Below are 12,745 nucleotides of genomic sequence, written 5' to 3' on the forward strand. Positions count from 1 at the left end.
GGGTGGCATTGGCATCAGCGCCCACGGTGTCGGCGCCTGTGCCGGTCAGCACGGAGCCGCTGACGGTGTTGGGTGCTGCATCCTCGGTGATGGAGGCGGAGTCGGCCACGGCAACCGGTGCTGTCCACGATCTGCACGACCAGGTGAGTTGCCGGTGTTGGAGCCACCGGCCAGGTCATTGACCGTCAGCGCGATGGTGTCGCTGCTCTCGGTGGCGCCAGGCTGGTTCTGGGCGGCGTTCAAGGTGTAGCTGTAGGACAGCGCACCGGTGCCGGCATTGAAGCCGCTCAGTGTCAGAGTGCCTTCGCCGGTGTTGATCACAACCGGCGTGCCGCCCAGGCCTGCCAACTGGGCAGCCGTAACGGTGGTGCCACCGACCACGATGCTGGCCAGACCGTCTGGGGCACTTACGGTGACAGTGCCTGTCGTGCTGTGGGATCCGTCATGCAAAGTGCCCGTGACCAGTCCCGCTTCATTCACCGTAGCCTGACCCGTCGCGCCGCCGTTTCCATCTACAGGAACGATGCTTGGAAGACCGTCTGTGTGTCCGTTGATTGTGATGGTGAGTACAGCGGTGGTCGTGTCCCCATCACCGTCGGTGAGGGTGTAGGTGTAACTGTCGACAAGTGACTGGCCATCTTTCAATGCATTCACTGAAGCATTGGCGTTGTTGAGGGTGTAGGTGTAGCTTCCATTGGACTGCAGATTCAACGTGCCGTAGGTCAGGCTGATAGTCCCGGCTGTGGGCGATACCGGCGTGGCGTTGGCATCAGCGCCCACGGTGTCGTTCGTCAAGACTGTGCCGCTGACCGTATTGGGTGCCGCATCTTCCGAAATGGCGACGCTGTCAGAAACGGCGGTAGGTGTGTGGTCAATGATCTGCACGACCAAATTGCCCGAGCTGGTGCCTCCACCCAGGTCATTGACCGTCAGGGCAATGGTGTCGACGCTCTGTGTTGCGCCAGGCTGGTTCTGGGCGGCATTAAGGGTGTAGCTGTAGGACAACGCGCCGGTGCCGGCGACATAACCTGTCAGGGTCAGGGTACCTTCGCCGGTGTTGATCACCACGGGTGTGGTGCCCAGGGCTGCCAACTGGGCAGTGGTGACGGTGGTGCCGCCAACAACGACGCTGGCCAACCCATCGGGCGCGGTCACCGTGATGGAGCCGGTAGTGGTCTCGCTGGTATTGCCTACGGTGAGCAGGCCGATTTCATTGACTGTTGCCTGGCCGGTGGCTGCGCCATTGCCGTCATTGGGCGTGATGGTGGGCACACCATCGGTGCGGCCATTGATAGTGATGGTCAACGTTGCCGTCGTTGCATCACCGTTGCCGTCGGTCAGGGTATAGGTATAGCTGTCAGCAAGTGTCTGGCCATTCTTGAGCGCGTTAACCGCTGGCAGGCTGTTATTCAGCGCGTAGGTGTAGGTGCCATCGCTATTCAATACGAGCGAACCATAGGTCAACGTTACATTGGCAGCGGTTACCGGTGCGGCATTGGCGTCGGTACCCACGGTATCGTTGGTCAAGACCGATCCCGTAACGGTATTGGGTGCTGCATCTTCAGCAATGGAGGCGCCATCGTTCACAGCCACGGGCACACTATTGACAGGGGTGACTGAAGGTGGTGTTGGCGTGGGAGTCGGCACCGGAGTGGGGACCGGTACAGGATCGGGTGCTGCAGAGATTGGGGGCGTAGGCGTGGGAACCGGTGTTGGCGCTAAGGGAACATCCTCTTCGGGTGTCGGAACCGGATTATTTTGGGATTGGGCGCCAGCTACGCTTGTATCCGGTTGCCCATCGGCTGGCTCACCTTCCCGGCTAATGGACAGAGGTGCAACACTTTCCTGAATCCGCATCAGGCGCACAAAACTGTGCGAGTCACTGCCATCGCCACCACCCAGCCCCGCGGCGGTGGATTCCAATTGGGTGGAGAGATCTCCGCCCGAGGCGATGATGCGCGCAACCTCCGCCGAGCCGCTGTTCAAATCGACAAGCGATGCTTCCGACTTGTCGGTAGGGGCCGTGCCCAACAAATTGGCATCGATCAGCAGTTCGCGTCCGGCCGCAACAATCAATGGCTGGCCATTGGGTAAAGCCAGTTCCAGACGTGTGCCGTCCTCGGTAACGACCTGCTGGCCTTCCTGCACCTCATCCCCCACCTTCAAGGCTCTGCGGTTACCGTTGGCGTCGACCAACCAGGCCTTGCCTTCCAAAATAACAACAATGCCACGCGCCTGAGCAGAAACTTGATTGGTAGCCATGGGGAATCCTTCGAATACAACAACACTAGATTGCTGTACTCTAAATAAGCCCAGGCCCCCGGTCTATTGTCCTTGGGTACAGGTAGGCCTGCCGGCCCGGGTCAGTGAATACCGTGCACCCGAAGCGCCAGTTGCAGGCGATCGGTGATGTTGAGCTTGGTAAAAACCGCGCTCAAGTGGGCTTTGACAGTTCTTTCTGAAATGCCGCATTGGGCGGCGATGGCCTGGTTGGAGGCGCCATTGGCAGCCAGAACGGCCACTTCTATCTCCCGCTGCGTCAATGCCTCGCGCCAGCTGCTGTCTGGGACGGATGGCGGCGGGACCATACGGTTAACACCGTGGAGCAGGCGCTGCATCAGGGATTTGCCGATCCACACATGCCCCGTGTCGACCACTTCCCTGACTTGTTTCAGCGTTGCGGCGTCGGAATAGGCGTGGCAATAGGCCGCGCAACCGGCATCCAGCGCCTGCATGGCCTCGTCGTCGTTCGGGTTGGAGCTGGCGGCGACTATACGTAAGTGCTCGCTCTTCAGAGTGTCCTGCCACACGGGGGCTGTCCATGCGGGATGGTTGGCGCGCGACAGATCGATCCAGGCGATGGAAGCACTGACCGGCCGGAGCCGCAAAAAGTCTTCCATGTTGGAGACCACGGTTTGTTTGGTGGTTCCAAACGCCTTTTGCCAATGCGTGAGCAAGCCCTTGTCTTGTGTTACCAGAATGGTCGCCGGGTATCGCTTCATCGTTCCGTCATGGCCTTTGCTTTGGCTCTAAGTATGGGCTTCATCAAATAAGCAAGCACTGACTTCTTGCCAGTCAGGATGTCCACCTCGGCCACCATACCCGGGATGATAGGGAATTTTTGACTTCCAATGCTGGTCGACAGGGTGCGCACCCGCACCAGAAAAAAGGCATTGCCTTTTTCATCGACCACGGTGTCGGCGCTGATGTGCTCCAGGGTTGCGTCCAGTCCACCATACGTCGCAAAGTCATAGGCTGTGAATTTGACCAAGGCCTTTTGACCGGGGTGCAAGAAAGCAATGTCCCGTGGCAGGACCCTCGCTTCGAGCAGCAGCGCGTCATCCGACGGCACAACTTCCACCAGATCCTTGCCCGGCTGCACCACGCCGCCGACGGTATTGACCTTCAGCTGTTTGATCGTGCCGTTGACCGGTGAACGGATCTCCGTTTGTTTGACCCGGTCTTCCAGCGCCGAGCTGCCTTCCAACAAGGCGTTGAGCTTGGCATTGGTTTCGCTGAGTTCGGAGCGTGCAATATTGCGGAAGGTGAGTTCCACCTCCTGGATCTTGCGGTTGGCTTCGGCCACTGCCGACTCCAGCCGGGGTATGTCGGAATTGGCGCTGTCCCGCTCACCACGGTAACGGGCGACGTCGCGCTCCAGCCGCAACAGCTCCACGTCCGAGATGGCCCCCGACTTAGCCAGCGGCCGTGTCATCTCCAGCTCACGCGCCGTCAGGTTGTAACTCTGGCTGGCCTGCTCCCGCTTGGCACGTACAGAAATCAGTTCTTGTGACCGCTGCGAAGCCTGTTGGCGCGACACACCGATGGTGGCATCCAGCTCCGCCCGCCGCGACTCGTACAGGGCGCGCTCCTGCTCCACGATTTCAGGTGCCTCGGATACCACTTCGTCTGGTGGCAAGAAGCGCGATCCTTCGGCCAGTGCCTTCAAGCGGGTGGCCTTTGCCAGCAAAGACAGGTACTGGGAACGGTTTTCCCGCAGGGAGGACACCATGCGTGTCGGGTCCACCTTCAGCATCAGATCACCAATCTTGACGGTCTGGCCCTCCTTGACCAGGATCTCCGACACAATGCCGCCGTCCAGGCTCTGCAGGATTTGCACCTGCCGCGAAGGAATGACCTTGCCTTCGCCCCGCGTCACCTCATCTAGCACCGCAAAGTTGGCCCACAACAACAATATAAATACCGCAATGACACTGATCCACACCAGCACGCGTGCGCCCCTCGGGGTCTGCTCCGCAATGGCCCAATCGGCGTTGGCGTCGAACTCGGTGTCCAGTTCATTGTGTTTGCCGGCCAGGGCCTGCATCAACCAGTCAAGCCCACGCGAACAGGCCTGGTAAAAGCGATCCCAAGCCACGGCCCACTTAGGCTTGGCCGGTGCGGGAGCCGCTGCTGATGCAGGGACGGGGGTTTCTGTGTCGGTTGTCATCAGGCGGCCCTGCCTACTCTGCCGCTTTGCAGCGCTTCCACGACCTGGGCTTTGGGACCATCGGCCATGATTTTTCCGTTGTCCAAAACAATAAGCCGGTCCACCAGTTCCAGCAGCGATGTGCGGTGGGTGACCAGGATCACGGTTTTGCCCCGGGTGAAACGCTGCAGCCTGGCCTTGAGCAGGTCTTCGCTCTGGTGGTCCATGGCGCTGCTGGGTTCGTCCAGCAGCAGGATAGGTGAGTCGTTCAGCACGGCGCGGGCAATACCCACTGCCTGCCGTTGACCGCCCGAGAGGGACTCCCCCCGCTCACCAATCAACATGTCAAAACCCCGCGGATGGCGGTTGGCAAATTCGGTGACACCCGCCACTTCGGCCGCGGCGATCACATCCTGGTCATCGGCAAACGGTGCGCCCAGCGCGATGTTTTCCTTCAGTGTGCCAAAAAACAGGCTGACGTCCTGCGATACAAAACCTGCCGCACGGCGCAGCTCAGCGGGGTCAATTTGCCGTAGGTCAATACCGTCAATCAGGATAGCGCCCTCGGTCGGCTGGTACAGCCCCAGCACCAGGCGCTGGATGGTGGACTTGCCCGAACCTACCCGGCCGATAAAGGCAATCTTTTCCCCCGCCTGTATCTTGAACGACACGTTGCGCAACACCGCTTGTTGCTGGCCCGGGTAGGAGAAGCTGACGTTTTTGAACTCAATGGAGCCCTGGAACCCGTTTCTGTGCAAGAAGACCGAAGCATCGGCACGCTCGGGCTGGGTTTTCATGTGCTGCTCGACCGATGCCAGACCACTCTTGGCATTGTGGTACTGCATCAGCAAGCCTGCCACCTGCCCAAACGGCGCCATGGCCCGGCCCGCCAGCATGGAGGCGGCGATGATGCCACCCATGCTCAACTGGTTGTCGACCAGCAGGTACACACCCACAATGACCACCACCACGGTGACGAATTGCTGCAGAAACTGCACCATGCTCATGATGGTGGAGGACAGCAGCTTCAGCTTGGTGCCCGTCTGCGCCAGAAACACCGTGGTCTGCTCCCATTTGCGCTGAAAGGCGCTTTCGGCCACCATGAACTTCACGGTCTCAATGCCGACCAGGCTCTCCACCAGGGTGGCATTGCGCTGCGACGTGGCCCGTTGGGTCACCTCAACCAGCTCCTGCATTTTTTGCTGCACCACCATCGAGGCCACGATCAGCACCACAATACAAAACAGCGGAGGCAACACCAGCCAGGGTGAAATCCACGCAATCACCACAAAAAACACCAACACAAAGGGAATGTCCACCAGGGTCGTGATCGTGGCCGATGCGACAAACTCCCGCACCGACTCAAACGCCCGCAGGTTGGCAGCAAACGAACCCACCGACGCCGGACGGTCCGCCATGCCCAACCCCAGCACACGCTCCATGATGCGGGCCGACAGTGTGACGTCGATGCGTTTACCCGCCGTATCCAGTATGTAAGAGCGCAACACCCGCAGCAGGGTGTCAAACAGCATCATCAGGAAAACGCCGATGGACAACACCCACAGGGTCTCCTCGGCACGGTTGGGCACCACGCGGTCATACACCGTCATGGAAAACAGGGGCATGACCAGCGCAAAAATATTGATCAGCAATGCTGCCAGCAGGCTGTCGCGGTACAGCCGCCAGTTCTGCATGACCACGCTCCAGAACCAGTGTTGGGACTTGAGCTCACCACTGCCCGGCGTGCGCGGATCGAACTTGTAGACCGGCCGCAGAAAGCAGACGATGCCGGCGTACAGGTGTTCCAGCTCCTCGCGGGTCAGGATGTCGGCCGACTCCCCGTTCTCCGGGAAGCGGACCCGGGCGTTTCCGTCCGGCATCCACTCCAGCAACACGCAGGCCTGGTTTTCCTTTAGCAACAGCACCACGGGCAGCAGCCCGGGGCGCAGCGCGTCCAGCGTGCGGCGTGCCAGCTTGGCGGTTAGGCCGGCGCGGCCCGCCGCACGTGGCAACAGGTCGGGCGTGATGCGGTTGCCCTCCAGCGGTAGCCCTGCCGACAGGGCTTCCAGTGTGGTGGTGATGCCGTAAATCTTGGCAATGGCGATGACGCTGTCCAGCAGCGGGTCAAAGCGCAGGCTGTGCTCACCTATCCGTCTGGCACTCGGGTTGCTCGCAGTCTCACTGCTGCTTGGCAAGGGGTCTGACATAGGTGGGTGGTGTTGGCGATGGTGGGGTTGTACGTGCGGCGTGGGTTGGCGTTACAGCAGGCGGTCGTCGCTGCCCAGCAGGTTCAGGGCACCGTGGATGCGGTTGCGCAGACCCTTGCGCACCATCAGCTTTTTCTGCGCTGCGGGCGGCAGGTCGGTCTGGTGGATCACGTTTTTCAGGATCAGCGTATCGATCAAGTCTTCCAGCACCCGCACAAAACCGGCATCCACCGCGTCAAAGGCGGGCTCAGTCGCCGACGCCTTAAAGAACTGCACAATCTCCGGCGCGTTCTCTTCCATGGGTTCACTGCCAGGCTGTTGCTGCCGGGATACCGATTGAACCGTGCCATCGGAATTTCTGAGTACATGGAACATAGGGTTTTTGCTCGGAACAGGAAGCGTGCTAAGCCCAACGTGGCATACGCCTGTGCCATGGATATTAGCACCGGGTTCCTGCAGTTTGTGCGAACCCCGTGCTGGCATTTGCCCTTAGGCGTTGGCCTGGGCCGATGCAATCACGCCGCCACCCAGGCAGACATCCCCGTCGTACAACACGGCCGACTGGCCGGGCGTCACCGCCCACTGTGCCTGAGCAAACCGCAATGCAAAACCCTGAAGGCCTGCGTCTTCCACGTGGCAAGGCGCGTCACTTTGCCGGTAGCGGGTTTTGGCGGCGATATCGGTCTGCACGGGGGCAAAGCCAGCAGTCCAGCTCACATCCTGGGCTTGCAGGGTATGGGACTGCAGCCAGGGGTGGTCATGCCCCTGCACCACCCACAGGGTGTTGGTGGCCATGTCCTTGCGGGCGACAAACCACGGTTCGTGTTCGCCGCCGCCCTTTTGTGCACCCTTGGCCTTGATGCCGCCGATGCCCAGGCCCTGGCGCTGGCCCAGGGTGTAAAAGCTCAGGCCCTGGTGTTCGCCGATCAGGCGACCCCGAGCATCACGCATGGGGCCGGGCTCCTTGGCGATGTAGCGGTTCAAAAATTCGCGGAACGGGCGTTCACCAATGAAACAAATGCCGGTGGAGTCTTTCTTCTTCGCATTGGGCAGGCCAATCTCTTCGGCGATCTGGCGTACCTGTGTCTTGTGCAGCTCCCCCACCGGGAACAGAGTTTTGGACAGCTGGGCCTGGTTCAGGCGGTGTAGAAAGTAGCTTTGATCTTTGGAGGGGTCCAGGCCTTTGAGCAGTTCATGCAGCCCCGTTTGCGGGTTCTGCCGGACACGGGCGTAATGCCCCGTGGCGATCTTCTCGGCGCCCAGGCGCATGGCATGGTCTAGGAACGATTTGAACTTGATCTCGGCATTGCACAGGATGTCCGGGTTGGGCGTGCGCCCGGCCTGGTATTCGCGCAAAAACTCGGCAAATACGCGGTCTTTGTATTCGGCCGCAAAGTTGACGTGTTCGATCTCGATGCCCAGAACGTCTGCAACCGCAGCGGCATCGACAAAATCTATATTGGAGGTGCAATAGCCCGGGTCGTCGGTGCCAGCATCGGGCGCACGGTCGTCATCTTCCCAATTTTTCATGAAGATGCCAATGACCTCATGGCCCTGCTTTTTGAGCAGGTGGGCGGTGACCGCTGAATCCACACCACCACTCAGACCTACCACCACGCGTTGCTTGCTGCTCATGGTGTGATTTTACGGGGCATGGCCTTCCCCAGGCGTTCTAAGGGAAATACGGCCATAGCCCCCGTAATATATACCTCTTATGCTACATAAATTGTAGCAACTTGGTGTTACTTCTGCGCGGGCACAGGAACCACCACGATGGTGTCACCGGTTTTGCCAGTGCGGCCGGTGTCACCCTTGGCGCCGTCGTAGCCTGTAGCGCCGGTTGCGCCGGTAGATCCCGTCGAGCCGGTAGCGCCCGTGCCGCCGTCACTGCCGGTGGCACCTGTGGCGCCCGTGGCTCCGGCGGGGCCGGGTACGGCCACATTGGTGCCGGTAGCGCCGGTGGCACCGGTTGCGCCAGGCGCGCCTGCGGGACCTGGGGTGCTGATCACCACGGGTGCCGGTGCGCTGGCGGGATTACAGGCAGCCAGGCCAAAGGCGGTCAACAGGGTGGCGAGTAGCAGTGTGATTTTCATGGGGTGTCCTTGAATGGATGAGGGGTTGATGTCCACCGCACGGTACCGCGTTGCGCTACATCCCTCCGTGCGCCAGCCCACCCAACACCCAATCTCTTTCCAGATAGGGGGCTACGGCAACATGCCCCGGGTCTGCGAGCCGTGGCACATGGCCCCAGCAGGGCGCTTGCAGACCGTCTGCCGCATGGGCCAAGGCCGCCAGGTTGTCGGCCAGGTAGGGCATGTCGGCATCCACCACGTTGGCCACCCAGGCCACCAGATGCAAGCCCCGTGCGCGCACCGCCTCGGCGGTCAACAAGGCGTGGCTGATACATCCCAGGCGCATGCCCACCACCAGAATCACAGGCAGCTGCAGGTCTACGGCCAGATCCGCCGTGTCCCAACCCGTGGTCAGCGGCACCCGAAAGCCCCCCACACCTTCCACCACGGTGACATCGGCACGTGCCGCCACGGCCCGGACAGCCGACAACACGGCATCGCGGGAGATCTGGATGCCTTCGAGCTGGGCTGCAATGTGGGGTGCGCAGGCGGCGCGCAGTTGCAACGGGCCGACCTCGGCATCCCGCAGATCCATATTGCTGGCCAGGCGCAGCCGCTGCACATCTTCATTGACCCAATGGCCATCGACCCAATCCTGCCCAGCGGCCAGTGGTTTGACAGCCGCCGTCCGGTAGCCGGCTTGGCCCAGCAGATGGACCAGGCCTGCACTGACACAGGTTTTGCCGATGTCGGTGTCGGTACCGGTGACAAAAAAGCCCTTCATGCGGGCGCTCCCGTGCCTGGCAGATCGGCCACGGCATGCCGCAAGGCGTCCAGCAGCAGCTGGATGTCGGCTTCGGTGTGGGTGGCGCACAGGGTGATGCGCAGGCGTGCCGTGCCTTTGGGCACGGTAGGGGGGCGTATGCCGGGTACACGCAAACCGGCGGCGTCCAGGTGGGCGGCCAGCTGCATGGTGGCGGCGTTTTCGCCAATCACCAAGGCCTGTACCGGCGTGTCGGACGGCACCAGGTGCCAACCCAGGCCGGGGTGCTCCGCCAGCAGCTGGTTGATGCCGTTGCGCAACTGCGCCTGCAGGTCTTGGAGCTTGGCGCGGCGGCGATCACCTTCGCCAGACGCCATCAGTTGCAGGCTGGTTAACAGGGCGTGGGCCACGGCCGGCGGTGCGGCGGTGGTGAAGATGTAGGTGCGTGCGGCCTGCAGCAGGTATTGGGTGATGGTGGGATGTGCCGCCACAAAGGCTCCGGCCACACCGGCCGCCTTGCCCAGCGTGCCCACCACAATCAGGCGTTCACTGCACAGGCAAAAGTGGGCTGGAGTGCCCCGGCCCTGGGGCCCGAGCACCCCAAAACCATGGGCGTCATCCACGATCAACCAGGCGTCGTGGGCCTCGGCAAGGGCCAGCAATTGGTCCAACGGCGCTACGTCGCCGTCCATGCTGAACACCGCATCGGTGACGATCAGCTTGACCTTGGCCGCGCTGGCACGCAACAGTGCTTCCAGCGCCGCGACATCGCAGTGGGCATAACGTTGCACGGCCGCCTTGGCCAGGCGGGCACCGTCGATGATGGAGGCGTGGTTGAGTGCGTCCGAAAAAATCTCGGCATCGGCATCGCCCAGGGCGCTGAGCACCGCCAGATTGGCCATGTAGCCGGTACAAAAAAACAGGGCCTGGGCCTGCGGAATCTGTGGCGCCATCCAGGCGGCCAATGCCTGCTCCAGCTGTTCGTGGGCGAGTCCGTGGCCGCTGATCAGGTGCGATGCGCCCGAGCCCGCGCCATAAAGCTGCACGCCTTCCGCAAAGGCCTGCGCCAATTGTGGGTGGGCGGCCAGGCCCAGGTAGTCATTGCTGCAAAACATGCGCATCGTGCGCGTCTGGCCATTGGCGCCGCGTACCGACTGGGTGGGGGCGGTGGTGCTTTCAGCGACGCGCAGTACGCGGGTCAGGTCTTGGGCTGCAATCGCCTGCAGCTTGTGGTTCAGGTGGTCAAGCAGCATGGTGCAACACGTCGTTCAGGGTTTGGGTGACGGCCTGGGCCAGGAACTGGGCCGTGGGCTCGTCCACCAGATACGGCGGCATCAGGTACACCGTGTTGCCTATGGGGCGTATCAGCAGTTCGTGCTGGCGTGCCGCCAAGTGGAAGCGCTCGGCAAAACGCTGGCCCGCCAGTTCGGGTCGCACGTCGAAGGCCAGGATCATGCCGCGCTGGCGCAGGTGCTGCACCCGTGTGTCAGCCTGCAGTGGCGCAAAGGCTTGCTGCAGCCACGCGGACTGCTGGCGGTTGTGTTCCAGCACGTTGCCGCTGGCAAAGCGGTCCAGCACCGCATTGGCAGCGGCGCAGGCCAGTGCATTGCCGGTGTAGGAGTGCGAGTGCAAAAAGCCACGCGCCACATCGTCGCTCCAGAAACACTGGTACACCGCCTCGGTGGTCAACACCAGGGACAGCGGCAACATGCCACCACTGATGCCCTTGGACAGCGTGATGAAGTCCGGCCAGCCAAAGGGATGTGTGCCCCCTGGTGCGCGGGTATGCGCACCTCCCCCCGAGGGGGTCTCGCCCGCTTGGGGCGGCCCGGCACTGGCGAGCGCCTGCTCAAACGCAAAAAAGGTTCCGGTGCGACCACAACCCACGGCAATTTCGTCGGCGATCAGGTGCACCCCAAACGTGTCGCACAGTGCACGCACGGCGTGCAGGTACGACGGCGCATGCATGACCATGCCGGCGGCGCACTGCACCAACGGTTCGATGATCAGCGCCGCAATGTGGCCCTGGCGCGCCTCCAGCAGCTTGCGCAAATCGGCCAGCGCCAGGGCCTCGCTGTCGGGGCCCTGGCGGCTGTCGGGTGATGCCACCACATGGGCCTGCATCAGCAGGGGGGCGTAGGCATCGCGGAACACGGCCACGTCGGTCACCGCCAGTGCGCCAATTGTTTCGCCGTGGTAACCATGGCGCAGGCACACAAACTCGCGTTTGGCCTCCTGGCCCCGGTTGCGCCAGGAATGGAAACTCATCTTCAGCGCAATCTCGACTGCGCTGGCGCCGTCGCTGGCAAAAAAGGTGTGGCCCAGTGCGCCACCGGTCAGGGCCGACAGTTTCTCGGCCAGCTCCACCGCCGGTGCGTGGGTGCAGCCGGCCAGCATCACATGGGCCAGGGTGTCCAGTTGCTGATGGATGGCGCTTTTGATGCCGTCGTCGGAGTGGCCAAACAGATTGACCCACCAGGAGCTGTTGGCGTCGAAGTAGCGGCGGCCTTCGTAGTCGATCAGCCAGGGGCCATCGCCCCGTGCAATGGGCAACGGTGGCACCACTGCGGCGCGGGCCATTTGTGTGCAGGGGTGCCAGACGGCGGCCAGGCTGCGGCGCTGCAAGTCGTGTGGGTGGGGTAGGCCCGCGTGGCTGGGGTCTGTATTGTGGGCGATGTTGGTCATGGTTGGAGTCGAGAGGCTTCAAGCAAAAAAGTGCTCCAGCCCCCGTGTTTGTTATAGTTATAGCTATCTATTTAATAGCGGATTGGTGCCTGCCGTCACACTGGCATCGGCCTGCACCAGCGCCAGCGGGTATCGGGTGCCGCGCAGGTAATCCTCCATACACTGCACCAGCAACGGGCTGCGGTGGCGTGCGCGGCTGGCGCGTATGTCGTCGGCCGTCATCCACAGGGTGCGCACGATGCCGGTGTCCAGGCTGCGGTGGGGGTCGCAATCGCCCAACGTGCCGCAGAACGCAAAGCGCAAATAGGTGGTGTCGTCACCACCGGGCGTGGTCTGGCGTGACAGGTACAGGCCTACCAGGGCGTCCGGGGTAAAAGAGTAGGCCGTTTCCTCTAATGTTTCGCGTATGCAGGCCTGCTCAGGTGTTTCGCCGCAATCCAGGTGGCCCGCGGGGTTGTTCAGGCGCAGTCCGTCGGTGGTTTCTTCTTCCACCAGTAAAAAAAGGCCGTCCCGCTCTATCACGGCGGCGACAGTAACATTGGGTTTCCAGCGTGTGTCCATACCCGATTATCGAAGGGAAATCAAAGGG

The 12,745-nt window shown here is 61.9% G+C and carries 11 protein-coding genes; all 11 read right to left on the minus strand.

Annotated features, from left to right (window positions below; genetic code table 11):
- Positions 1–45: 45 nt before the first annotated feature.
- The 11 genes from HZ993_RS16530 to HZ993_RS16580 all read right to left on the minus strand — a co-directional run bounded on the left by HZ993_RS16530 (position 46) and on the right by HZ993_RS16580 (position 12,717).
- Entirely contained in the window at positions 46–2,262 is a 2,217-nt protein-coding gene (locus HZ993_RS16530; RefSeq protein WP_209393835.1) for a retention module-containing protein, read from the minus strand.
- 101 nt (positions 2,263–2,363) lie between these two features.
- On the minus strand, positions 2,364–3,002 hold the full coding sequence (locus tag HZ993_RS16535) for a response regulator transcription factor (protein ID WP_209393836.1): 639 nt from the start codon (positions 3,000–3,002) through the stop codon (positions 2,364–2,366).
- Positions 2,999–4,450 (minus strand): HlyD family type I secretion periplasmic adaptor subunit, encoded by a 1,452-nt coding sequence (locus HZ993_RS16540; RefSeq protein WP_371816938.1) that lies wholly within the window; start codon positions 4,448–4,450, stop codon positions 2,999–3,001. Before HZ993_RS16540 ends, HZ993_RS16535 begins: the two co-directional genes overlap by 4 nt.
- Positions 4,450–6,636: a type I secretion system permease/ATPase gene (locus HZ993_RS16545; RefSeq protein WP_209393837.1), complete on the minus strand. Its 2,187-nt coding sequence runs from the start codon at positions 6,634–6,636 to the stop codon at positions 4,450–4,452. The genes HZ993_RS16540 and HZ993_RS16545 overlap by 1 nt, the downstream gene beginning before the upstream one ends.
- A gap of 51 nt (positions 6,637–6,687) precedes the next feature.
- Positions 6,688–7,011, minus strand: a complete 324-nt coding sequence (locus HZ993_RS16550) for a hypothetical protein (protein WP_245213664.1) — start codon at positions 7,009–7,011, stop codon at positions 6,688–6,690.
- Between the two features lie 114 nt (positions 7,012–7,125).
- On the minus strand, positions 7,126–8,271 hold the full coding sequence (mnmA, locus tag HZ993_RS16555; protein ID WP_209393838.1) for a tRNA 2-thiouridine(34) synthase MnmA: 1,146 nt from the start codon (positions 8,269–8,271) through the stop codon (positions 7,126–7,128).
- A gap of 107 nt (positions 8,272–8,378) precedes the next feature.
- On the minus strand, positions 8,379–8,729 hold the full coding sequence (locus HZ993_RS24895) for a collagen-like protein (protein ID WP_209393839.1): 351 nt from the start codon (positions 8,727–8,729) through the stop codon (positions 8,379–8,381).
- A 55-nt stretch (positions 8,730–8,784) separates the two neighbouring features.
- The gene (gene bioD / locus HZ993_RS16565; RefSeq protein ID WP_209393840.1) at positions 8,785–9,492 is read right to left on the minus strand and encodes a dethiobiotin synthase; all 708 of its coding nucleotides are present in this window, start codon (positions 9,490–9,492) and stop codon (positions 8,785–8,787) included.
- A complete protein-coding gene (gene bioF / locus HZ993_RS16570; RefSeq protein ID WP_209393841.1) occupies positions 9,489–10,724 on the minus strand; it encodes an 8-amino-7-oxononanoate synthase in 1,236 nt (411 codons plus the stop codon). Before bioF ends, bioD begins: the two co-directional genes overlap by 4 nt.
- Complete coding sequence (locus tag HZ993_RS16575) at positions 10,714–12,156, minus strand: aminotransferase class III-fold pyridoxal phosphate-dependent enzyme (RefSeq protein WP_209393842.1); 1,443 nt, start codon at positions 12,154–12,156, stop codon at positions 10,714–10,716. The genes bioF and HZ993_RS16575 overlap by 11 nt, the downstream gene beginning before the upstream one ends.
- A 63-nt stretch (positions 12,157–12,219) precedes the next feature.
- Positions 12,220–12,717 (minus strand): NUDIX hydrolase, encoded by a 498-nt coding sequence (locus HZ993_RS16580; RefSeq protein WP_209393843.1) that lies wholly within the window; start codon positions 12,715–12,717, stop codon positions 12,220–12,222.
- Positions 12,718–12,745 lie beyond the last annotated feature (28 nt).

Source organism: Rhodoferax sp. AJA081-3, from assembly GCF_017798165.1.
Lineage (GTDB): Bacteria > Pseudomonadota > Gammaproteobacteria > Burkholderiales > Burkholderiaceae_C > Allorhodoferax.